Source organism: Butyrivibrio sp. XBB1001 (genome assembly GCF_000424505.1).
In the GTDB taxonomy this organism is placed as follows: Bacteria; Bacillota; Clostridia; order Lachnospirales; family Lachnospiraceae; genus Butyrivibrio.
Genome location: NZ_AUKA01000002.1, coordinates 256,419 through 279,363 on the forward strand (window position 1 = coordinate 256,419; position 22,945 = coordinate 279,363).

Below are 22,945 nucleotides of genomic sequence, written 5' to 3' on the forward strand. Positions count from 1 at the left end.
GGGAGGATTATATTTCTATGAAATGTGTAGAATTATACACAAATTCATATCACAAAGAACCTGAGGGAATTTCGTTTTGCCCATATAGGGTATCTCCATTGGGAGCGCATATAGATCATCAGAATGGTAAGATCAATGGATTTGCTATAGATAAGGGAGTATATATTGCATACTCTGCCAAGATGAATGGAGTGGTAGAGGTTCAGTCTGTTAATTTTCCTAAGAGAGCGCAGTTCCATGTTTTGTCAGTTCCTGAGGAAAAAGAGGGTGACTGGGCGGATCATTTGCGTGGAGCAACAAGAGAACTTGGAGAGAAATATCCTCTTAGATATGGGATTTCTGCAGTTATTGAAGGTGAGCTTCCTATTGGAGGGCTTAGTTCTTCTGCTGCTGTAATTATTTCTTTTTTGTCAGCGCTGGCTAAAGTTAATGGTATTACTTTGCAGCCTTGGGAAATGATTTTGATGGCTAAGGCTGCAGAGAATAAGTATGTTGGTGTTAATTGTGGTAAGCTTGACCAGGCCTGTGAGGTTTTGTGCCGCAAAAATGAACTGCTTTATCTTGATTGCCTGGATGATAGCACAGAGCTTATTCCTAAGAATAGTGAGATCAAGCCTTTTAAGATTGCAATCTTTTTTAGTGGCCTTGAGAGGTCTTTAGCCAATAGTGCATATAATTTAAGGCAGGATGAGTGTAAAGCTGCTGCTTACAGTCTTTTGGCGTATGCAGGAATGCCTTATGGGAAGTTTGCAGATGCAAGACTACGAGATGTGCCAAGGGATGTTTTTGACACATATAAAGAGAGATTGCCTGAAGCGTTTAGAAAGAGGGCAGAACACTATTTTTCCGAGATTGAAAGAACTGAGGCGGGCGTACGCGCCTGGCAAAATGGTGACTTGGAGGAGTATGGCAGACTTGTTTTTGCCAGTGGTGAGAGCTCAATTACTAATTACGAGTGCGGCTGTGCGGAATTGATTTCTCTTTATAACATTATGAGAAATACTGATGGTATATATGGTGGAAGGTTTAGCGGAGCAGGCTTTAAAGGCTGTTGTATGGCGCTGATTGATCCACAGAAGGCCGAAGAAATAGAATTTAATGTAGCTAAGCAATATTTGAAGGAATATTCAGGGCTTGAGGGCAAGTATTGTTCATTTATTTGTGATACTGCAGATGGAGTGAAATTATGAAGTGCATTATATTAGCAGCTGGGTATGCTACAAGATTATATCCATTAACTGAAAACTTTCCAAAGCCCCTTTTGGAAATTGGGGGAAAGCCAATTTTGGATCATTTAATTGAAGATGTTGATGATTATATAGATGAATTTATCGTGGTAACAAATCATAAGTTCATTGATATTTTTAATGATTGGGCAGAGAAGTTTGATGGTAAAGTCAAGGTGATTGATGATGGTACTTCAACTAATGAGACGAGGCTAGGAGCTGTTAAGGATATTCAGTTGGTGGTGGAGAAAGCTCTTTTGCATGACGATTATTTAGTTATGGCTGGAGATAATTTGCTTGATTTTTCATTGAAGGGATTTATTGAATTTGCCAAGGAAAAGAAGACTTCATGTGTGATGTGTCACCGCGAGGATAGACTGGAAGCACTTCAAAAAACGGCTGTTATCTCGGTTGATGAGGGAATGATTACTTCGTATGAGGAAAAGCCTCAAGTGCCAAAAGGAAACCTGGCTGTTCCGCCATTTTATATTTATAGAAGTGAGGATATTTCCAGAATAAATGAGGCGTTAGAGGCTGGATGTGGATATGATGCGCCTGGAAGCTTTGCTGCATGGCTTAGTAAGAAATGTAGTATGTATGCATATGTTATGCCAGGAAAGAGGTACGACATAGGTGATATAAAGAGCTATGAAGCTGTGAAAGGAATTTTTGAAAGATGATTTTGTAAGAGTAAATGAAAAGTCCCTGCTCGAGAGAGCAGGGATAATAATTGTGAATATAGTGTATTAGGCATTTGTACTAGAAGTATTGTTGGCACGTTTCCATGCTTCGTATTCAGCAAAAAGCTGGGATAGAAAGTCAGAATCATCGATTGCGGTTAATACATCTGAAGTTCGGCCATTGGATTTTAGCCAAGAGAATAACTCGGTCGTATCCTTTATGCCTTCCTTTTTGCCTTCAAGTTTGCTTACTTCTGCAACATCTTTCATATGTTCGGCTTGATCATATTCAAATAAACTATACATGATAATGGTCTTCCTTTCCTTTATCAAGAAGTCCCGCAGAATGTCGTGCTCAATGCAATAATCAATAGCTTTTGGAATAGCCTTGTACATAGGCATGCTGTTAGCAAATTCGCGGACTTTTGCAACAAAAAGTGAGTATTCTTCAAGCTTCTTGCAGCTTTTCATCAGATCGGTGTTCATTCCTTTGTTGATATTATACACCTTTACGATGAGTTCTAGGTCTGGATTTTCAGATTTATTCAAGTACAAATCTGATAGATTGAACCGATAAAAATGTTATCAAATAGATTAAAAATATACGCATAATAGCTATGCGCTAAGGAGGATAATATTATGAAAATAGCAGTAGCGGGAACTGGATATGTGGGATTGTCACTGGCAGTTCTTTTGTCACAGCACAATGAGGTGACAGCGGTTGATATCCTTGAGGAGAAGGTTGAGAAGTTAAATAACTGGATATCACCTATTCAGGATGAGTATATTGAGAAGTTTTTGAAGGAGCACGAGGAGAGGAAGCTGAATCTAAAGGCTACAACAGATGGCGCGTCAGCTTATGCAGATGCTGATTATGTTATTATCGCAGCGCCTACAAACTATGATCCTGCCAAGAACTTTTTTGACTGTTCAGCGGTTGAGGCGGTAATTGACCTGGTTCTTAAGTCCAGCAAGACTGCTACAATGATCATCAAGTCTACAATTCCTGTAGGCTATACCAAAAAAGTGAGAGAGCAGTTTAAGACAGATAGAATTCTCTTTTCACCAGAGTTCCTTCGTGAGTCCAAGGCTCTTTATGACAATCTTTATCCTAGCAGGATTATTGTTGGATGTGATGATGCAAGCCGCGAGAAGGCAGAAGTTTTTGCTAATCTACTGGTAGAGGGCGCTGAGAAAGAGAACATCGATACACTATTCATGGGATTTACAGAGGCTGAGGCTGTTAAGCTTTTTGCCAATACATATCTTGCCCTTAGAGTCAGCTATTTCAACGAACTTGATACCTATGCAGAGCTTAAGGGTCTTGATACACAGAAGATCATTGAGGGTGTTTGTCTTGATCCTAGAATTGGAACTCATTACAACAATCCTTCATTTGGCTATGGTGGATATTGTCTTCCTAAGGATACCAAGCAGCTTCTTGCAAACTTCCAGGATGTGCCTGAGGACCTGATCAGGGCTATTGTTGAGAGTAACCGTACTCGTAAGGATCATATCGCTAACAGAGTTTTGGAAAAGGCAGGCTATTACACAGAATCTTCCATGTGGAATGCAGAGAAGGAGAGACCTATCACAGTAGGCGTATACAGACTTACTATGAAGTCCAATTCTGATAACTTCAGACAGAGTAGTATTCAGGGTGTTATGAAGAGACTTAAGGCTAAGGGTGCTACTGTAATTATCTATGAGCCAACACTTCCTGATGGAACAACTTTCTTTGGATCACTTGTTGTCAATGACATTGAGAAGTTTAAGAGCGGGTCAGATAGTATTATTGCAAACAGATACGATACAGTACTTGATGATGTAGCCGATAAGGTCTACACAAGAGATATCTTTAAGAGAGATTAATATTGAAATCCCTGCTCTTATGAGCAGGGATTAGTTATATAGCAAGTTATGGCTTAATGCCGTTATCCTCTAATAATTTGCGGAGACGAGCATTTTCATCAGTGAGCTCTTTTATCGTTGCTTCTCTTTTGGCCTGATAGCGGAGAAAATCATCACGTTCTCTGGCAACTTTACGGATGTTCTCGTCAGAGTTTGAGAGATATAGGGATTCAACGGCAGAAGACATACATTCATTATTCTGTGCAACCATTTTTAGTTCCTCCCAGGTATTGGATTTGAAGAGGCGGTTTACGCTTTTGTCTGCAAGTAGTCATTGTTTGTTATGTTCTTTCTTCCAGGTTTCATATTCAGCAAAAAGTTGTGCAAGGTAGTCGGAATCATCGATTGCGGTTAATACATCTGAGGCTCGGCCATTGGCTTTTAGCCAGGAGAACAACTCGGTCGTATCCTTGATGCCATTATTGTGACCAGTATTCACGCCGCTATCAAAGCCGTTATTAAATCCACTATCAAAGCCATTATTAAAGCCATTATTAAAGCCGTTATTATAGCTTTCATCCTGAATCACCTGCATATGACGTTCATAAGAGTATTCTAATACACCCACAGTTATAATCTCCTCTCTGTACTCTTCAAAGAAAGATTTAAGGACGTTTTCCCGAATGCACTCATCAATGGCTAGAGCAATTGCCTTCTTAATGAGATTGTTCATTACGTCTCTTTTGTCTGCTAAAAGTTTAAGTGGAGTAGAGTGTGACAAGTCGTACTCATCTTCCACTAACTGCTTATATTTTCGCACTTTTGAAACAAAAATGGAATAGCCCTTTAAGGTTTTACAAGCCTCCATGAGCCCGGTATTGTGACCGTTGTTAACATTAAGTACTGTAACTACTAGTTCTACAGAAGGATTATCATCTTTCTTGATAAACATGTCTGACAGACGATAGATTACTTTGTCGTTCATTGGTGATGTGCCATTGTAGAATACTATAAATTTTGGCACCGGAATTTTTATCATAGCAGGACTGTAGATTTTTTCCGTTGGAAACTTTTCTTTTAGCGTAGCTGCCAGATAATACAGATTTCTAAGAGGAATGTTTGGACATGGAGTAGACTGGTGCTCAAAGATATTTAGTTCAAGATTGATGATAAATGACAGATCATTTTTGACTTTTAGGAAGGTCTCACCGCTGAGTGTAGTGATTGTCAGATCATCTGGATTAGTGTAGTTGGTGCCGTTTATGGCATTGTATAGTTCTAATAAGTTGAGCTTATTGTTGAAGAGCATTCTAAAGACAGTGTCTTTATACTTTTGATTTTCGATTTGCAATAATTTAAGTTCCTTTCTGTCTTTTTCTACAATGCTTGCAAGCTGCTGTAGGAAAGTACTGGCGAATCGCCAGATATGATGGCCTAAGTGTCAACAGATATGCTGACTGAAATCTTGAGCCGGAATCTATGCTAACACAAAATTCTTAAGATATACCATCGAAATTTCTTAAGATTTTCTTAATGTTGATTTGGGCTAGTGAATAGAGGGTATGTAAAAAAATCCCTGCTCGAAAGAGCAGGGATTGCTATATAGGGCCTTATGGCTTAATACCATTATCCTCTAGAAGTTTACGGAGGCGGGCGTTTTCATCAGTAAGGGTTGCATTTTCATCTGCAAGGGCTGCATTTTCATCAGCAAGAGTTGCATTTTCATCAGTGAGCTCTTTTATCGTGGCTTCTCTTTTAGCCTGATAGCGGAGAAAATCATCACGTTCTCTGGCAATTTTGCGGATGTTCTCATCAGTGTTAGAGAGATATAGTGATTCAACAGCAGAAGACATGCATTCATTATTCTGTGCAACCATTTAAAGTTCCTCCCAGGTTTTGGATTTGAAGGTGCGATTTACGCTTTTGCCTGCAAGTAGTCATTGTTTATTATGCTCTTTCTTCCAGGTTTCATATTCAGCAAAAAGCTGTGAGAGAAAGTCAGAATCATCGATTGCGGTTAATACATCTGATGCTCGGCCATTAGATTTTAGCCAGGAGAATAATTCGGTTGTATCCTTGACTCCATTATTATGACCAGTATTCACGCCGTTATTAAAGCCATTATTAAAGCCATTATTATAGCTTTCATCCTGAACTATCTGCATATGACGTTCATAAGAGTATTCCAATACACCCACAGTTATGATCTCCTCTCTGGACTCTTCAAAGAAAGATTTAAGGACGTTTTCCTGAATACATTCATCAATGGCAAGCGTAACAGCTTGCTTAATGAGATTATTCATCACATCTCTTTTGTCTGCTAAAAGTTTGAGTGGAGTAGAGTGTGACAAGTCGTACTCATCTTCCACTAACTGCTTATATTTTCGCACTTTTGAGACGAAAATGGAATAGCCCTTAAGAGTTTTACAAGCCTTCATGAGCCCGGCGTTGTGACCGTTGTTAACATTAAGCGCAGTAACTACTAGCTCCACAGAAGGATTATCATCTTTTGCGGATGAAACGCTGAAAATCTTCCTTCCGACCAGAGAGTTTGAAGTGAGAGACATCATATTTGATGCTATTGGATTTCTTGTAGGAATTGGATTGGTTGCATTGTGTAGATGGCTAGGAAGTAAGCACAAAAGCAGGGGGTGCCGAGGCCATTTTCAGAAATTGACATGCGAGATACATAATGCTAAAATGCAACTAGAAAATAGTTGCAAAGGATTTGATTATGCCTAAAAAGGAAGAACTACTCAGGAAACTGCTTAGTAAGCCATCTCCTACGAATTTTACAACACGCGAGCTTGATGTGCTAATGAAAAAGTGTGGATGCAAGAAATTTGAAGGGGGAAGAGGCTTAGGCATTGGCTACTATCATGAAGAAACCAAGCGTATAGTGCAGTTTGATGGTCCACATCCTGGTAATGAGTTATATCGTTATCAGATCAAGATGATCATCAAGTTTTTAGGAGAGGTAGGTGAGATATAATGATCAGTTCTTTAATGGAATATGAAGGTTACCACGCAAAGATCGAATTTGATCAGGAAGATCAGATATTTGTTGGCCATGTTCTTGGATTAAATGATTCAATAAACTTTCATGGTCAATCTGTACAGGAACTGACAGTGGAGTTCCATAATTCTGTGAAAAATTATATTGACTATTGTGTTCAGATTGGGAAAGAACCAGAAAGAGAGTTCAAAGGTTCATTTAATGTCAGGATTAAACCTGAACAGCATAAAAAAGTAGCCCTCTATGCTGCAAATGAGGGCATAACAATTAATCAGTTTGTGTCTAGAGCTATTGATGATGAACTGGCTATGCTGGAAGGATAACTAGGCTTTGAGATGAAAAAAGAATCCCTGCTCAAAAGAGCAGGGATTTGTTGTACACTGAGCTAGCCACATATTTTGTGGTAAAATGTCATTGAAATACCGCAAAATATGTGGTTAAATTATGGTGAGGTGATTTGTATGGGTAATAGATATGCTATAGCAAGTGAAATAACAGGGGCTGATATCAAGAGAGTAAGAAATCTTCTTGGGATGACGCAGCGCGAGTTTGCTGCATTTGCAAATTGCGCGGTTCGAACTGTGGAGAATTGGGAGACAAAAGATGGGGCAATAACTGGGCCGATAGTTACTCTTGTAGACATTCTTATGCGAAAGCCAGAACTTGCCAGAAAACTGGAAATACCAGATAACAAGTTAAAGCTTCGTTTAGTATATAGATATGAGAATACAATCTGCACTGTCATTGACGTTGATGAAAGCCAAAGAGAAGTGGAAATACACAACTATGTAGACAAGCCCATGTTTAGGGCTTTTGGCGTTAATACAGAGCCTACATTTGAAGACTACGAGGAGTTTATAGAATCACGCTGCTTTCCAAGGCAGAGGGATAAGATGAAACTTGAGTTAAAGCGTCTTGGAATACCCTTTTATGATCCTATATTGATTATCGAAAAGACTAAGGGGCGTATGGCTGAGGATAATTTCTGGATAGAAATTGAGAGGTGAGAAATTGGTAGAGCTATTTGAAAATGAATTGAATATGCCTGACAGACAATCATCAAAAGGGAATCAGCTCAAGTTCAGCAGAGATAATATATGGTATAAGGCAGATTATCTTGGATATGAAGGGCTTGTTGAGTATACTGTTTCCAAATTGCTTGGATTATCTGACCTTGCCAGGAATGAGTACGTTGATTATGAACTAGATGAGATAGTATATAATGGTCAGAAATTCAATGCTTGTAAAAGCGCCGATTTTACTGATGGGTGGCAGCTTATTACTTTGGAAAGGCTTTTTAAGCAGCAGTTTGGCAGAGGGCTTAATAATATTATTTACTCTATAGATGATCATGAACAAAGGTTGGATGCAATTGTTTCGGAAGTAGAGAGGACAACCGGGATAGCTGACTTTGGAATTTATATGTGCAAGGTATTGGCTGTTGATGCTCTTTTTTTAAATGAAGATCGTCATACGCATAATCTTGCTGTGTTGATGGATGGGAAAGGAAATTATAAGCTGGCTCCAATTTTTGATAATGGAGCAGGATTGTTGTCTGATACTATGATGGAATATCCTTTGAATCAGGATGTTATTGAACTAATAGACAGGGTTAAGCCCAAGACGTTTTGTGATGATTTTGCAGAGCAGCTTAATATTGCTGAGAGTAAATACGGACAGCAAATAAGATTTGATTTCAATTACTCACAAGTTTCAGAAATAGTAATGGGAGCTGAGCAATATGATGAAGGAATAAGGAAAAGAGTCATAGATATAATAATGCAAATGCGTAGGAAATATCAGTATCTTTTTATATCGTAGTCTCTTTGTCGACATAAATTAAAATTATCCCTGCTTGAAAGCGCTTAAAGTGCCAAAAGATTTATTGGCTGAAAACTTGAACCGAGAAATATGTTATCATATAATTCTTAAGAAATACCATCGAAATTTCTTAAGATTTTGTGTGGAATAATAATATGCGTATTTGGCAATGCCGGATTCTTGCGGACATATTCCTACTTTGTCCGCGGAAGGTATGCGTTATGGAGGATAATATTATGAAAATAGCAGTAGCGGGAACTGGATATGTGGGATTGTCACTGGCAGTTCTTTTGTCACAGCACAATGAGGTGACAGCGGTTGATATCCTTGAGGAGAAGGTTGAGAAGTTAAATAACTGGATATCACCTATTCAGGATGAGTATATTGAGAAGTTTTTGAAGGAGCACGAGGAGAGGAAGCTGAATCTTAAGGCTACAACAGATGGCGCGTCAGCTTATGCAGATGCTGATTATGTTATTATCGCAGCGCCTACAAACTATGATCCTGCCAAGAACTTTTTTGACTGTTCAGCGGTTGAGGCGGTAATAGATTTAGTTCTTAAGTCCAGCAAGACTGCAACAATGATCATCAAGTCTACAATTCCTGTAGGTTATACCAAGAAGGTGAGAGAGCAGTTTAAGACAGATAGAATTCTCTTTTCACCAGAGTTTCTGCGTGAGTCCAAGGCTCTTTATGACAATCTTTATCCTAGCAGAATTATCGTTGGATGCGATGACGCAAGCCGCGAGAAGGCAAAAGTTTTTGCTAATCTCCTGGTAGAGGGCGCTGAGAAAGAGAACATCGATACATTATTCATGGGATTTACAGAGGCTGAGGCTGTTAAGCTTTTTGCCAATACATATCTTGCCCTTAGAGTTAGTTATTTCAACGAGCTTGATACATATGCAGAGCTTAAAGGTCTTGATACACAGAAGATCATTGAGGGTGTTTGCCTTGATCCTAGAATTGGAACTCACTACAACAATCCTTCATTTGGCTATGGTGGATATTGTCTTCCTAAGGATACCAAGCAGCTTCTTGCAAACTTCCAGGATGTGCCTGAGGACCTGATCAGGGCTATTGTTGAGAGTAACCGCACTCGTAAGGATCACATTGCAAATATGGTTCTTGAAAAGGCTGGTTATTACACAGAGTCTTCAATGTGGAATGCAGAGAAGGAGAGACCAATCACAGTAGGTGTTTACAGGCTTACTATGAAGTCCAATTCTGATAACTTCAGACAGAGTAGTATTCAGGGCGTTATGAAGAGGCTTAAGGCCAAGGGCGCAACTGTAATTATCTATGAGCCAACACTTCCTGATGGAACAACCTTCTTTGGATCACTTGTTGTTAATGATATTGAGAAGTTCAAGAGCGGGTCAGATAGCATCATTGCTAACAGATATGATTCTGTGCTTGATGATGTACAGGATAAGGTTTATACAAGAGATATCTTTAAGAGAGATTGATAATATGATTTGAGATGAAAAGGAATCCCTGCTCGCAAGAGCAGGGATTTAATGCTTTTATATTACTGTGCGTTATCTTTTTTCCAAGCTTCGTATTCAGCAAAAAGCTGTGAGAGGAAGTCAGAATCATCGATTGCAATTAATACATCTGACGCTCTACCATTGGCTTTTAGCCAAGAGAATAACTCGGTTGTATCTTTGACTCCGTTATCGTGGCCGGTATTTAAACCTTCCTTTATTCCTTCAAGTCTGCTTACTTCTGCAATATCTTTCATATGTTCAGCTTGATCATATTCAAATAAACTATACATGATAATGGTCTTCCTTTCCTTTATCAAGAAGTCACGCAGAATGTCGTGCTCAATGCAATAATCAATAGCCTTTGGAATAGCCTTGTACATAGGCATACTGTTTGCGTATTCGCGGACTTTTGCAACAAAAAGAGAGTATTCTTCAAGCTTCTTGCAGCTTTTCATCAGATCAGTATTCATACCTCTGTTGATATTATACACCTTTACGATGAGTTCTAGGTCGGGATTTTCAGATTTATTCATGTACAAATCTGACAGTTTGTAAGTCATTCTCTCTGGCATTTCCTCTTTGCCATTGTAAAACATGATGAAATGCGGCTCGTAGATGTTCATTTTCGTCCTTCTGTATAGTAAGCTTTGATCAATGAGTTGTGAGTATAAAGTACTCACATAGAATAGGCACCTTAGAGGCATATTGGGGCATTTAGAAGACTGGTGCTCATAAATGTTTAGATGTGTATCTATGATGAAGGACAAGTCGTTCTTTATTCCCATGAATATCGCATTTTCCAAAGTGTTGATAATAAGGTCATCTGGATTATCATAATTAGAGTGGTTAATAGCATTATACAATTCAAGCAGAGCTTCTTTATCATCCTTGAAAAGCAGTCTGAAGATTGTGTCCTTGTACATCCTATTAACCAATGGCCGCCAAAGGGCCCTAAAAAAGTATTTGTTTTTGCTGATTATCAAATTGTTTGATTCCTTTCTATTTTTTCTACGATGCTTGCAAGCTGGTGTAGGAAAGTACTGGCGAAATGCCAGATATGATGGCTCATGAGTCAACAGAGAGGTTGACGGAAAACTTGAGCCGAAATCTATGCTAACACAAAATTCTTAAGATTTACCATCGAAATTTCTTAAGATTTCCTTAATGTTGATTTTTTGATCAGCAGGTTGTCTAATAGTACATAGAAAAAAAGTGATTGTGGGGGAGATTATATGAATGGATATGCTGGATAAGAGAATTAGACAGATTTTACCAATTGTTATGATGCTTATTGTTATTACTGTAGGGACTACGCAGCCACCAAGTGAGACAATTAGTGTTTCGAATGGATTGCAGGATTTGTGCAAGGAATTAATTCCAAATGTCTCGGGGAGATGGGCAACAGATATGCACTGGTTCAGGTCACTTCTTCATTTACCATTGTATTTCATGCTGGGATTTATAGCCGCTTTTCCTTTTTCCAAAGTATGGGTATCTGTTGGAGTATGTAGCATTATTGCACTTGCAGATGAAACGCTGAAAATCTTTCTTCCGACCAGGGAGTTTGAAGTGGGAGATATAATAATTGATGCTATCGGATTTCTTGTAGGAATTGGATTGGTTGCACTATGCAGGTGGATAGGGAGTAAGCGCAAGATTCGTGAATAAGTGATAATATGAGAGAGGGTGACAGGTAACGTGAACACTTCTTCACAGGACCTGTCACTTTTTTCGTTGTTTTTCCCCCTGATAGATGTTAAATTGTTTAATGTGTGTCTCGACTACATATATCAGCTGAAAGGGTACATATTAGACTAAAATGAAATACAGAAGCCTCTTAAATAGATCACTAAAGTATTTGCTCTTTATCATTTTTGCTGTGGCAATGGTGCTGTATTTTTCAGCTTCAACAAGCCCACTATATCCCAATTTTAAAGCTTGGGATTCTAGCTTCTTCCTGGTAATGGGCAGGGAATGGCTTGGAGGTCTTACACCCTATAAAGATTTGTGGGATCAGAAGGGCCCTGCAATTTTCCTGGTAAATCTGTTGGGATTCATGCTCACTGGAAATAAATATGGTGTGTTGATCATCCAGATACTATTTGCCATTGTTTCGGAAAGCTTTATATACAAGCTGCTCAGAAGGACTCTTAATGAGCTATGGTCTGTTTTTGGCGCATGTCTTGGCATCATAGTGTTTTCCTGCAATTATGAGGGTGGAAATCTTTTAGAAGAATATATAAATCCATTTCTCATAATTTGCATGTACTTTATTACAGATTGGATTCATAAGAAGTCAAAAGAAAAGCCGGACCACAACCCACTTTGCGCACTCTTTTACGGAATAACCTTTGGTCTGTGCGTAATGTCCAGGATAACAAACTCTGTAGCTGTGTGCATTGCTGTACTTTTTATAGTAATTTATCTATGTGCAAACAAGGCCTGGGGCAATCTCCTTCGGAATGCAATAGCGTTTATTGGCGGAACAGCACTGGCGATTGTTCCATTTATGATTTATTTTGCTATTAATGATTGTACCTATGATTTCTGGTACGGAACGATATTGTTTAATCTTTCTTATACAGCCGGGGCAAATAGCAGCTTAATTACATTTATTAAGTCAGCTACAAGGCAGATTGGAAGCTATGCTCTGATGGGAACAGGTTTTGTAATCCTTTTCAGGAAAAGATATTATGACGGAATAATGTATATTGCTATGGGAATCGGAACTCAAATTCTGCTTAAGAGTATCTTTAGATATGACCATTATTCTATGATCACTTTTGGCCTTCTAATAGTTTCTGTCTATGAGCTGACATACACTATAGCTGAAAACCGCGACATAGCAAGAAAAATGGGTGTTTTTGCGCTAACTGGTACGCTTCTTATTGCTTCCTATAGAACAGGCAAGGAGATCATCAAGATGGCTGGTAAGTATGAGACCTATTCTGCAAATCCTTCTGAAGAGGCTGTGGCCAAGTACAGGCAGCTAATTGATTTTTCTTCTCAGATTCCAGAGGATGAGCGTGGCAGCGTTGTGGCATATAACGCCAATCCGACAATTTATCTGGATATGGACATTTCTCCTGCGTGCAGGTTCTTTGCCTATCAGGACTGGCAGGCTAAATTTAGTGAGTCATATGTAGAGCTGTTAAATGAGGAATTTAAAACCAAGAAGCCTTTGTGGATTATCGTATATAGTAATAAAGACACATATATTCAGGGGATTCTTAACACTGAATATGAAGTGGTTTCATCTGAACCAGAGTTTAGCTCATTGGAAGATAATACACTGACCCTTTATAGATTAGCCCAGTAACCGTGGCTTTTTGTAACTAAAAAAATTATTTGAAAGTGTAGAAGATAACATGCTATTTTGGATTATTGCAACGCTGTCCGCTTTTTTTGTAAAAGGACTATGCGGCTTTGCAAATACACTGGTTTTGACAAGAATTGAGCAGGAAACGAGAAACTGTGCATTTGGCTTGACAAATATGATATTATGGTTTGTCAGGGATGTTCCTGACAGAATCTGTAAGCAGAAAGAAAAATTAAAGATCTAGTAGATTTAGAAGTAAGAAATAAGTAGTAAGAAGCAAGTAGTAAGAAGTAAGAGGTAACACAATGAAGATTTACGTTGATTTTGATGATTGTTTATGCGAGACAGCAAGAGGTTTTGTAGACATTGCTGCAAGGCTCTTTGGGAAAAATGTTCCCTATGAGCAGGTTAAGTTCTTTAACCTTCAGCAGTCTTTTGAACTTACTGATGAAGAATACGAGCAGCTGATGTTGGAGGGCCATCGCCCAGAGATCCTTTTAGGATATGAGGAGACTCCCGGCGCATCTACAGTCATCAATGAGCTTTTAGATAAGGGGCATGAAGTCATGATCATTACAGGAAGACCCGCAAGTGCCTATGAGCCATCAAGACAGTGGCTCGATGAACATGGCCTTGAGCGTGTAAAGCTCTTTTGCCTGAACAAATATGGAAGAGATGCTTTTATAAAAAATAGCGAGTTCAACATGGAACTTGAGGATTATTACAAGATCAAGTTTGATTATGCCATAGAGGATTCACCAATGGCCTTTAAGTTCTTTGACCATCTGCCTGAGCTCAAGGTTCTGGTATTTGACAGACCTTGGAATCATGAACACGAGCTTCCAGGAGATAATTATACCCGCTGCACTAATTGGAAAGCTATTAGTGAGAAAATTTCCTGAAAGATTTCGTAGTGCCCATTTATAGCAATTTGCCTCACTATTTTTGAATTGTAAAATGAAGTCTTTATAAAGATTTAATTATGTATTATCTAGAATACGTTTATAATTAATCTGATAATTGTTTCGCTTTGACAACCTTAAGGATAAGGAGGCACATAAATGGAAACCAGAGTTCGTAATGGTAAGCTGGTACAAAAGCTGATTTTTGCTGCTGTAGCGGCGATTGTTGGCGTTGCAACTGTTCTGACTGTTATGGGTGGCATCAAGATTTCTGATACCTACATGAAGATGGTTCAGGAAGAGCTGTCTGTAGCTGCCGCACAGCTTGACAGTGAGATGAACAACGTCTGGGACGGGTCCTGGGACTACCGTGATGGGATACTTTACAAAGGTGAAGAAAATGTAATGGAAGAGTACGAAGAGATTATGGATGCCCTAAAGGCTGAGACAGGACTTGAGTACTCTATCATATATGGAAAAGAGCGAGTTATTACTACTATGAAGGACTCCTCTGGCAAGAAAGCCATTGGTCATAACATTTCTGATAGCTTGTATGACACAGTAGTTAATAAGAAACAGTCTTATTTTGCCCAGGCTGCACCAGCTGGTGTTTCTCAGGAATATTATATCTACTACGTTCCTCTTGCCAATGACGACGGAAGCGTAGTGGGAATGGTTTTTGCCGGAAGAGAGTGCAAGACTGTTTCTACAACCATAAGATCTATCATCATCGAGATGATCATAATATCAGTTGTAATTACAATTGGTGTTTCTGCATTAGGCATAATTGTTGCCAACAAATCCTCAGACAAGATGAGACGTATTGCTGACGAACTTGGCCTTCTTTCAAAGGGCGAACTTAAACTCGATATAGATCCCAAGCTTATTGACAGAAACGATGAGATCGGACTTCTTGCTGATGGAGCCAAGACCCTTAGTGACAAGCTTGGTGATGTCATTAGAAATACCATGGATATGTCCAATGAGCTTAAGACTTCAGGTTCAGAGCTTGCAGATTCTGCCAACCAGGCGTCTACAGCATCTAACCAGGTAAGTCAGGCTGTGGATGAAATTTCAAGAGGAGCTGTTACTCAGGCAGATAGCATTGAGACTGCAGCTGGAAATACACAGGATATCGGTAGAGATATAGAGGAAGTTTCAGATAATGTACAGCAGCTAAATGGCTATGCTACAGAGATGAAGAATTCCTGTGAGGCTGCCATGACAGCTCTTAGTAAGCTCATAGACCAGAGCACACTGGTTCAGTCCTCAGTAAGCGATATTGGGCGCACCATCAACTCTACTAACGATTCAGCAAAAGAGATCTCTAAGTTCTCGCAGGCTATCACAGAAATCGCATCTCAGACTAATCTTTTGTCACTTAATGCAAGTATTGAGGCTGCAAGAGCAGGAGATGCTGGAAAGGGCTTTGCTGTAGTTGCTACAGAGATTGGACAGCTTGCAGTTCAGAGTAGCAATAGTGCAGAGGAAATCAAGAAGATTGTAGAACAGCTTCTTGCAGATTCAGAGGCTTCTGTAGAAGTCATGCAGAGACTCAATGAGAGTTTTGAACAACAGTCACAGCAGCTTGATGATACCAAGACCAACATGCAGAGCATGGCTGATAACGTACAGAATGTATCAGGCAGTGCCGACAGCATCGCTGATCATGTTGAAAAACTCAATGTGGCCAAGGATAAACTGGTTGAGATCATTTCAGATCTTTCAGCTATATCAGAGGAAAATGCAGCATCTACAGAGGAAACAAATGCCTCTATGCAGGAACTTAATGCTACCTTCTCAATAATCACTGAGTCAGCAGGTAAGCTCCAGGAGCTGGCTGAGAATATGACTGAGACTATGAGCTACTTCAAACCTTGATGATCATGTAAAATATGATAAAAAAATGGCGTCGCATGTTGCGGCGCCATTTTTAATAATAAGCAAGCAATATATGAAGTGTAAGTGAAAAATGTCTATGTTATCATACTATTTATAGAACTGCGAAAATCTATAGTCTTAGAGCAGTTCCTATATCAGACCAAAATCGGGGAGAATAAAAATGTTAAAAGAGTATGATCTTTCACAAGTACTTCTTGCAGATGATTATTGCCAGAATGCCCTTTACAAGGACGTTGCATATTTAAAGAGCATTGATCCAGACAGGATGCTTGCTGGATTTTATGAAAACGCAGGGCTAAGTCCTAAAAAAATGCGCTATGCTGGCTGGGAGAATATGCTGATCGGGGGCCATACAATGGGCCACTACCTTACAGCGGCTTCTCAGGGCTATGCTAATTCCGGGACTAAACCTGAGGATAAAGAAGCTCTTTTGGACCTTATAAAGAAAATGGTTGATGGCCTTTATGAATGCCAGCAGCACTCACTTGGCAGGCCTGGCTTTGTATTTGGTGCTGCTATTCTTGATATAAGTAATGTAGAGAAACAGTTTGATAACGTAGAAGAGGGTAAAACAAACATCATAACAGAGGCTTGGGTTCCGTGGTACACAATGCACAAGATCCTGGACGGGCTAGTTAATACTTATATTTTTACTGGCTATGAAACTGCCCTTAAGGTAGCAGAGGGAATCGGTGACTGGAGCTACAACAGAGCTTCTTCCTGGTCTGAGGAGACACACAGGACAGTCCTTGGAATAGAATATGGCGGTATGAATGATGCCCTTTATAAACTCTATAAGCTGACTGGTAAAGAGGAGCACCTAAAGGCTGCTCACGCTTTTGATGAGGATGAGCTGTTTAAGAAGATAGCCAGCGGAGATAAAAATGTATTAAATAATCGCCATGCCAACACAACTATCCCTAAATTCCTGGGGGCCCTTAACAGATATATGACTGTTGGTGAAGAGGCTAGTGAATACCTTGAATATGTTAAGGCTTTCTGGGATATGGTAGTAACAAGGCACACCTATGTAACTGGCGGAAACAGTGAGTGGGAGCACTTTGGAGAGGACTTTGTTCTTGACGCAGAGCGCACCAACTGTAATAACGAGACCTGCAATACCTACAACATGCTCAAGATGAGCAGGGACCTGTTCCGCATAACAGGGGACAAGAAGTATGCAGACTACTATGAGAATACCTGGATCAATGCAATTTTGTCTTCTCAGAATCCGGAAGATGGCATGACTATGTACTTCCAGCCTATGTCCACAGGCTATTACAAGGTTTATGGTAAGCCTTTTGATAAGTTCTGGTGCTGTACAGGTACTGGAATGGAGAACTTTACAAAGCTCTCAGACAGCATTTACTTTACAGATGACAAGGAAATCACAGTTAATCTCTACGTTTCCTCAACTCTTACTGATAAGGCAAAAGAGCTGACTCTTATCCAGGAGACTAAGATTCCTATGGAAAACACAGCTCTTTTCACTATTAAATGCGATGGAAAGCGCGATGTAAGCCTTAAGTTTAGAGTTCCTGACTGGGCTGCAGACTATACCTGCAAACTTGCTAGTAGCGGCGAGAGTTTTAAGGCAGGAGAAGATGGCTACATTAAGGTTAGCAGAATCTTTGAAAATGGTGATCAGATAGAAATCTCTTTTGCCATGAAGACAGTTGCAAAGGGCCTTCCAGACTGCGACACTGTATTTGCCTTTAAGTATGGCCCGGTTTTATTATCTGCAAACCTTGGCACAGAAGACATGATAGATGGCACAACTGGCGTTGACGTTACGATTCCTACAAATAAAATCGCTGGCAATGAGTACCTGACCGTGCAGGAAGGCACTATCAAGGACTACATAGATAACATAGACAGTTTTATGGTAAGAGAAGAGGGAAGTCTTAACTTTACTCTTAAGGGAACAGATAGAAATCTTGTATTTGCGCCTCACTACAAAAAGACTAGGGAGCGCTATGGAATCTACTGGTATTTCTTTGATAAAAATACAGCTTCAAATGATGAGGTTGAGAAGAGAAAAGCAGAAGAAGCCCGCAGAGAGAGCATTATAGACACTGTTCAGCCAGGTTATGGCCAGTATGAAAACGACGAGCTCCATGCCATGGAAGATCATGGCTCAGTTGGCAGCACTGCGCAGGGTACAACCAGAAAGGCTACGCCAAATGGAGGCTTTACTTACCACATGAAGGCGGAAGAGGGCAAGGACCTTCTGCTTGAAGTCCACTTCCTTAGAGAAGATAATGGTAAGCCAATCACAATCAAGGTTGGAGATGAGTTTATCTACAACGGCAAGGTTTATTATACAGGTACTTCTGAGGAGTATTTTGTTGAATATCCTGTGTCAAAAGAGATAGTAGCAAAGGCACTTGAACATAGAACTGTAGCTGGAAGTAAGGTCCTTACTATTCCAGTAACCTTCGGCGGCTCCTTTGTAGTTGAATCAGCAAGAGTATTTGGATTTGTATATTTGAGAAGAGTCTGAAAAAAATGGCACCGCGTATAGATTACGCGGTGCCATTTTTAGCCTGTCTTTACTATCATTGAAGATAAGAGCCTTCCTTTTGAAAGACATCTTTTGTAGGCATCAGTACACTTCCTATATCTGGAAAATATCTTTTCAGCCTTCTCCTTGTCCCCATAAACCTTCCAGTAGCCAACGCACTTTACGCCCTTTCTTGAATCCTCCATAAAGCCCTTTACATCAACAGGCGGATACCCAAGAAAAAGACCTATCTCATGAGGAAAAGACTTGTTGTTGTGAATCTGATGTATCAGATGAACAATATCTTTTTCTATGGAATTACAGCTATAGCCGTTTTCAAGCAGAATGCATCTGGCTTCCTTACAGGATAGATCTTCCCTTAATCTGTCAGGCCTGTAAACGTAGAGCAGGACATTCTTTTCCGAAACTCTAAGGGGGACTACCCTGAGACCCTTTTGTGTAAAGCACTTATTTAATTCACACAGCTCTTTTTGTATATCAGTAATAAGACTCCTGTCCACTGTGAAAATATTACCTGTCTTTATTCCTGCTAGAGTAGGTGAGCAGTTCTCAACGATGATGCTATCTGGCATTTTGGATGCGATGCCTCCCCAATGATAGTAGTTTTGATATTAAGCGATTGCCCTTCCAAGTGCCGAGCAGTTCTCAAGGTCATCAGATGATGGCGCGTTGTTGGCAATAACGCTCTCTGTAACGAGAGTTGCGTTGTCAGACTTGCATCTGTCTTCCCAGTCTCTCATCCACTGGCCATCGCCCCAGCCATAAGATCCAAAAAGAACTACCTTCTTGCCTGAAAGAGAACCTTCAACAGCTGTAAACATCGGATCAAACTCTGATTCCTCTAGGACTTCTGCCCCCATGGCAGGACATCCAAATGCGATTGCATCATAACCTGCAACCATGGATGAGTTAAATTCTGATGGTGTGAACATATCTACTGCAGCACCGCTTGCCTCTGCGCCCTTTTTTACAGCTTCAGCCATAGACTGTGTGTTGCCTGTGCCGCTCCAATAAACAATTGCTATTTTACTCATACTTTCCTCCTTTGTTGAATGTGTTAGCATATGCTAACATTATACAGCAGGTTCCATTTCAGTCAATATTTGAAATTGATAAAAGATATCAGTTACATTTATATCTGAATCATAGCAAAAGGGTTACCACATAGTTCTTGGGCTGGGTTATAATTATAGTTACAGAATCAAGAAAATGTTAAAGGTTGTTGAACGCAAAATAATTCAGGATGTGATAATCATGATAATAAAAAATGTCAGGATTTTTAATAAGGATAGTAAGTTTGAAATAGGAGACATAGTCATCGAGAATGATAGGATAACTAAGGTCATTACTGATGAGGATGGCGAAGGCTCTCTTTTTGAAAACGCTACACAAGAGAACGACGAAATAATAGACGGCCAGGGCCTTATGGCTATTCCAGGTTTTGTTGATATTCATTTCCACGGAGCCATGGGGCATGACTTCTGCAACGCCGATTTAGAGGGGCTAAAAGAGATAGCGAGATACGAGCTTTTGCATGGCATTACCAGTATATGTCCTGCTACCATGACATTTCCTGAGGATATGCTTAAAGAGATCATGAGCACTGTAAGAGATTTTGTCATCGAAGGGAATGCGTATAAACATGACAGATCTGATGAAACTGATGATATAGACGAAAAATCCCTCAATGGGGAAAATGGATATACATCAAAATCTATGTCCACATTGGTAGGCGTCAATATGGAGGGCCCTTTTATCAGCGAGAAAAAGATTGGCGCCCAGAATCCCCAATATGTGCAAAAGCCGGATGTAGGTATGTTCGAGAGACTTTATGAGGCTTCAGGAAGACTCATAAAGCTTGTGGATATTGCTCCAGAAACGGAAGGCGCTATGGAGTTTATTGAAAAATGTAAAGACAAAGTCAATATTTCAATAGCTCATACCGACTGTGATTTTGAGACAGCAGATATGGCTTTTAAGGCAGGGGCAAGGCACGTTACTCACCTGTATAATGCCATGAACCCAATCCACCACAGAAAGCCAGGCCCCATTATAGCAGCTTTGGAAAACAGGGCAGAGGTTGAACTTATTGCCGATGGAATTCACGTGGATTCAGCAATGGTGCGCTTTACCTTTAGCTCTTTTGGCAAGGACAAAGTCATACTAATATCCGACAGCATGGAGGCAACGGGGCTGCCAGATGGAGAGTACCAGCTAGGTGGACAGCCTGTCATCAAGAATGGCAAGCTTGCAACCCTAAAGGATAAGGGAGACACCGTTGCGGGTTCTGTTACAAACCTCTTTGACTGCATGAAGACTGCGGTCTTCGACATGGGTGTGGAGCTTGAAAGAGTCATACTCTCTGCGACACTTAACCCTGCAAAGTCTATTGGAATTGATGGAGATGTGGGCTCTATTGAGGAAGGAAAAGTTGCCAATATTCTGCTTGTTGACGATAATCTGAACCTGAAATATGTTATAAATCAAGGACATATTGTTGAGTGATTGTTACTGCTTAGACAGAAATGCGTACTGTTCTACATATTTCGAGAAAAGATTTACAAACAAGAAAATTCATCGAAAATCTCGAAACCCTCTTGCAGACCGGCATTTATTGTTGTATAAAGAATAAGGAAAAATTGAACAGACGGGAGCTTGTATTACAGGCTGAGAGGAAGGTGTGACCTTCGACCGAGAACCTGATTTGGATAATGCCAACGTAGGGACGCCTGATAATAGGAGAGCTTATGCGGATGTAGCCATTTTAGGTTGCATCCGCTTTTTTTCTTTCATTATAAAAAAGCCCTGCAATTCTAATCCTAAGCTCCTCGTCTGAGAAAAGGGGACAGTATGAAAAAACGTAGTAACTTATTGAAAATGGTAACTTTAGCAATGTTTGTTGCGATGGGGGTTGTGATTTCTCCAATCCTGAGGGTTGAAGGTATGTGCCCGATGGCACATCTTATCAACATCACCTGCGCAGTATTTATGGGGCCTGGTTACGCCTTCTTGTGTGCACTTCTGATCGGCATTATCAGAATGGCCTTTATGGGAATCCCGCCTCTTGCCCTTACTGGCGCAGTCTTTGGTGCCGCTTTATCTGGCATTTTCTACAAATTATCAAAAGGCAAGATCATTGCTGCTGTTCTTGGGGAAATCATCGGAACCGGCATTATTGGCGCCATCGTATCCTACCCTGTTATGACCTATCTCTGGGGAAGAGAAGAACTGACACTGTTTTTCTACGTGCCATCATTTATCATGGGAACCCTTATCGGTGGCAGTATTGCGCTTGTGCTTCTCCTGCACCTTAAGGCAACAGGCGTTCTTACCAAAATCCAGAACAGCTTAAGAGACGAAGATAGAAAGGAAAAGGCTGCCTAAATGTCTGATCTTATCCACTGCATCACAAACCCAATAGCCATGAACCTTAGTGCCAACGTTGTCTTGGCTCTTGGCGCCAAGCCAATCATGGCAGAACACCCAGACGAGGTAAAAGAAATCACGGAAACTGCTTCAGCACTTCTTTTAAACCTAGGTAACATAAGCACCACCAGAATGGAGGCTATGAAAATCTCCTTGTCTGCAGCTTTGAAAAAAGATATCCCGGTTGTCATCGATGCAGTGGGAGTTTCCTGCTCTGGGCTTAGAAGGAGGTTTTTCTTTGAACTTAATTCCTTCATTGATGCTTGTAGAAAAATGAGTTTAGAACAAGACACAGAAGGAGAAGATCTAAAACTCCTGATCAAAGGAAACTATTCAGAGATAAAGTCTCTCTTTGATGAAACATACAGGGGCAAGGGCGTTGATGCTCAGGAGAATATAGATTTTTCTTCTGTCACAGAAATAAGCATGAAACTCTCGGAACAGTTAAATGCGGCTATCCTAGCTACTGGCAAGAGAGATGTTATGTCTTTTGCCGGAAAAGTTCTCATAAATGATAGTGGCCATCCTATGATGAGCCTTGTTACAGGCACAGGCTGCGCACTTGGCGCTTCCTGCGCCCGTTTCCTTGCAAAAGAGCAGAGCCTTCATGCGGTTGCCAAATCATGCAGCCTCTTTGGAATTGCCGGCGAAAAGGCCTATGAAAAGGTTTTGGAAAAAGAAAAAAGAGTCGGCACTGGTAGCTTTCAGGCAGCTTTTTTGGACGAGCTTTTCTTTCTATATGAGGATTCGCAAAAAGCTGAAAACTTGCAGGTGTGCAGACGATGAGA

25 protein-coding genes and 1 riboswitch are annotated in these 22,945 nt (G+C 40.2%); of the genes, 17 read left to right on the forward strand and 8 right to left on the reverse strand.

The genetic code is table 11. From position 1 onward, the window contains the following. Positions 1-17 precede the first annotated feature (17 nt). Together G631_RS0104015 and G631_RS0104020 are read left to right on the forward strand one after the other, a co-directional pair. Positions 18-1,190 carry a galactokinase gene (locus G631_RS0104015; protein ID WP_026488352.1) on the forward strand — a complete coding sequence of 391 codons (1,173 nt, stop codon included), beginning with the start codon at positions 18-20 and terminating at the stop codon, positions 1,188-1,190. Next, a complete protein-coding gene (locus tag G631_RS0104020; RefSeq protein WP_026488353.1) occupies positions 1,187-1,906 on the forward strand; it encodes a nucleotidyltransferase family protein in 720 nt (239 codons plus the stop codon). Before G631_RS0104015 ends, G631_RS0104020 begins: the two co-directional genes overlap by 4 nt. A 66-nt stretch (positions 1,907-1,972) precedes the next feature. Here the strand turns inward: G631_RS0104020 and G631_RS17930 are convergent, their stop codons facing one another. Next, complete coding sequence (locus G631_RS17930) at positions 1,973-2,455, reverse strand: hypothetical protein (protein ID WP_026488354.1); 483 nt, start codon at positions 2,453-2,455, stop codon at positions 1,973-1,975. 90 nt (positions 2,456-2,545) lie between these two features. Between G631_RS17930 and G631_RS0104030 the strand changes: the two genes are divergently transcribed. Next, positions 2,546-3,778, forward strand: coding sequence for a nucleotide sugar dehydrogenase (locus tag G631_RS0104030; protein ID WP_026488355.1), 1,233 nt, complete (start codon positions 2,546-2,548; stop codon positions 3,776-3,778). A gap of 46 nt (positions 3,779-3,824) precedes the next feature. Here the strand turns inward: G631_RS0104030 and G631_RS0104035 are convergent, their stop codons facing one another. From G631_RS0104035 to G631_RS20595, 4 genes are all read right to left on the reverse strand, one after another. Beyond that, on the reverse strand, positions 3,825-4,028 hold the full coding sequence (locus tag G631_RS0104035; protein ID WP_026488356.1) for a hypothetical protein: 204 nt from the start codon (positions 4,026-4,028) through the stop codon (positions 3,825-3,827). Positions 4,029-4,088: 60 nt separating this feature from the next. Then, entirely contained in the window at positions 4,089-5,108 is a 1,020-nt protein-coding gene (locus G631_RS17935; protein ID WP_051196807.1) for a hypothetical protein, read from the reverse strand. A gap of 259 nt (positions 5,109-5,367) precedes the next feature. After that, on the reverse strand, positions 5,368-5,634 hold the full coding sequence (locus tag G631_RS0104045) for a hypothetical protein (protein WP_026488357.1): 267 nt from the start codon (positions 5,632-5,634) through the stop codon (positions 5,368-5,370). 60 nt (positions 5,635-5,694) lie between these two features. Then, on the reverse strand, positions 5,695-6,249 hold the full coding sequence (locus G631_RS20595) for a hypothetical protein (protein WP_196803811.1): 555 nt from the start codon (positions 6,247-6,249) through the stop codon (positions 5,695-5,697). Positions 6,250-6,313: 64 nt separating this feature from the next. On the opposite strand from G631_RS20595, the gene G631_RS21610 reads away from it, so the two are divergent. The 6 genes from G631_RS21610 to G631_RS0104075 all read left to right on the forward strand — a co-directional run bounded on the left by G631_RS21610 (position 6,314) and on the right by G631_RS0104075 (position 10,063). After that, positions 6,314-6,499: a hypothetical protein gene (locus G631_RS21610; protein WP_442855799.1), complete on the forward strand. Its 186-nt coding sequence runs from the start codon at positions 6,314-6,316 to the stop codon at positions 6,497-6,499. Further along, the gene (locus G631_RS0104055; RefSeq protein WP_026488359.1) at positions 6,492-6,749 is read left to right on the forward strand and encodes a type II toxin-antitoxin system HicA family toxin; all 258 of its coding nucleotides are present in this window, start codon (positions 6,492-6,494) and stop codon (positions 6,747-6,749) included. Before G631_RS21610 ends, G631_RS0104055 begins: the two co-directional genes overlap by 8 nt. Next, a complete protein-coding gene (locus G631_RS0104060) occupies positions 6,749-7,096 on the forward strand; it encodes a type II toxin-antitoxin system HicB family antitoxin (protein WP_026488360.1) in 348 nt (115 codons plus the stop codon). Before G631_RS0104055 ends, G631_RS0104060 begins: the two co-directional genes overlap by 1 nt. 138 nt (positions 7,097-7,234) lie before the next feature. Beyond that, complete coding sequence (locus G631_RS0104065) at positions 7,235-7,780, forward strand: helix-turn-helix domain-containing protein (RefSeq protein ID WP_026488361.1); 546 nt, start codon at positions 7,235-7,237, stop codon at positions 7,778-7,780. Positions 7,781-7,784: 4 nt separating this feature from the next. Then, the gene (locus tag G631_RS0104070) at positions 7,785-8,594 is read left to right on the forward strand and encodes a hypothetical protein (RefSeq protein ID WP_026488362.1); all 810 of its coding nucleotides are present in this window, start codon (positions 7,785-7,787) and stop codon (positions 8,592-8,594) included. Positions 8,595-8,830: 236 nt separating this feature from the next. Beyond that, entirely contained in the window at positions 8,831-10,063 is a 1,233-nt protein-coding gene (locus tag G631_RS0104075) for a nucleotide sugar dehydrogenase (protein WP_026488363.1), read from the forward strand. A 62-nt stretch (positions 10,064-10,125) separates the two neighbouring features. On the opposite strand, the gene G631_RS21310 is transcribed toward G631_RS0104075, so the two are convergent. Next, entirely contained in the window at positions 10,126-10,707 is a 582-nt protein-coding gene (locus G631_RS21310) for a hypothetical protein (protein ID WP_051196809.1), read from the reverse strand. Between the two features lie 613 nt (positions 10,708-11,320). Here G631_RS21310 and G631_RS0104085 point away from each other — a divergent pair. The 5 genes from G631_RS0104085 to G631_RS17940 all read left to right on the forward strand — a co-directional run bounded on the left by G631_RS0104085 (position 11,321) and on the right by G631_RS17940 (position 18,710). Continuing rightward, a complete protein-coding gene (locus G631_RS0104085; protein WP_026488365.1) occupies positions 11,321-11,752 on the forward strand; it encodes a VanZ family protein in 432 nt (143 codons plus the stop codon). 151 nt (positions 11,753-11,903) lie between these two features. Continuing rightward, a complete protein-coding gene (locus G631_RS0104090; RefSeq protein WP_026488366.1) occupies positions 11,904-13,403 on the forward strand; it encodes an ArnT family glycosyltransferase in 1,500 nt (499 codons plus the stop codon). Positions 13,404-13,708: 305 nt separating this feature from the next. Continuing rightward, entirely contained in the window at positions 13,709-14,305 is a 597-nt protein-coding gene (locus tag G631_RS0104100; RefSeq protein WP_026488368.1) for a 5' nucleotidase, NT5C type, read from the forward strand. A 159-nt stretch (positions 14,306-14,464) separates the two neighbouring features. After that, a complete protein-coding gene (locus G631_RS0104105) occupies positions 14,465-16,186 on the forward strand; it encodes a methyl-accepting chemotaxis protein (protein ID WP_026488369.1) in 1,722 nt (573 codons plus the stop codon). 181 nt (positions 16,187-16,367) lie between these two features. Beyond that, positions 16,368-18,710 (forward strand): beta-L-arabinofuranosidase domain-containing protein, encoded by a 2,343-nt coding sequence (locus tag G631_RS17940; RefSeq protein WP_051196813.1) that lies wholly within the window; start codon positions 16,368-16,370, stop codon positions 18,708-18,710. A 38-nt stretch (positions 18,711-18,748) separates the two neighbouring features. Here the strand turns inward: G631_RS17940 and G631_RS0104115 are convergent, their stop codons facing one another. After that, complete coding sequence (locus tag G631_RS0104115; protein WP_026488370.1) at positions 18,749-19,303, reverse strand: DUF3793 family protein; 555 nt, start codon at positions 19,301-19,303, stop codon at positions 18,749-18,751. A gap of 39 nt (positions 19,304-19,342) precedes the next feature. Further along, positions 19,343-19,765 carry a flavodoxin gene (locus tag G631_RS0104120; protein ID WP_026488371.1) on the reverse strand — a complete coding sequence of 141 codons (423 nt, stop codon included), beginning with the start codon at positions 19,763-19,765 and terminating at the stop codon, positions 19,343-19,345. Positions 19,766-19,985: 220 nt separating this feature from the next. Here G631_RS0104120 and nagA point away from each other — a divergent pair, with 220 nt between their 5' ends. The 3 genes from nagA (at position 19,986) to G631_RS17945 (ending at position 22,943) form a co-directional block, all read left to right on the forward strand. Further along, a complete protein-coding gene (nagA, locus tag G631_RS0104125; protein WP_026488372.1) occupies positions 19,986-21,236 on the forward strand; it encodes an N-acetylglucosamine-6-phosphate deacetylase in 1,251 nt (416 codons plus the stop codon). Between the two features lie 134 nt (positions 21,237-21,370). Next, positions 21,371-21,475: riboswitch (TPP riboswitch) on the forward strand. A 106-nt stretch (positions 21,476-21,581) separates the two neighbouring features. After that, complete coding sequence (gene thiW / locus G631_RS0104130) at positions 21,582-22,115, forward strand: energy coupling factor transporter S component ThiW (RefSeq protein WP_026488373.1); 534 nt, start codon at positions 21,582-21,584, stop codon at positions 22,113-22,115. Continuing rightward, entirely contained in the window at positions 22,116-22,943 is an 828-nt protein-coding gene (locus tag G631_RS17945; protein ID WP_051196815.1) for a hydroxyethylthiazole kinase, read from the forward strand. Positions 22,944-22,945: the final 2 nt, after the last annotated feature.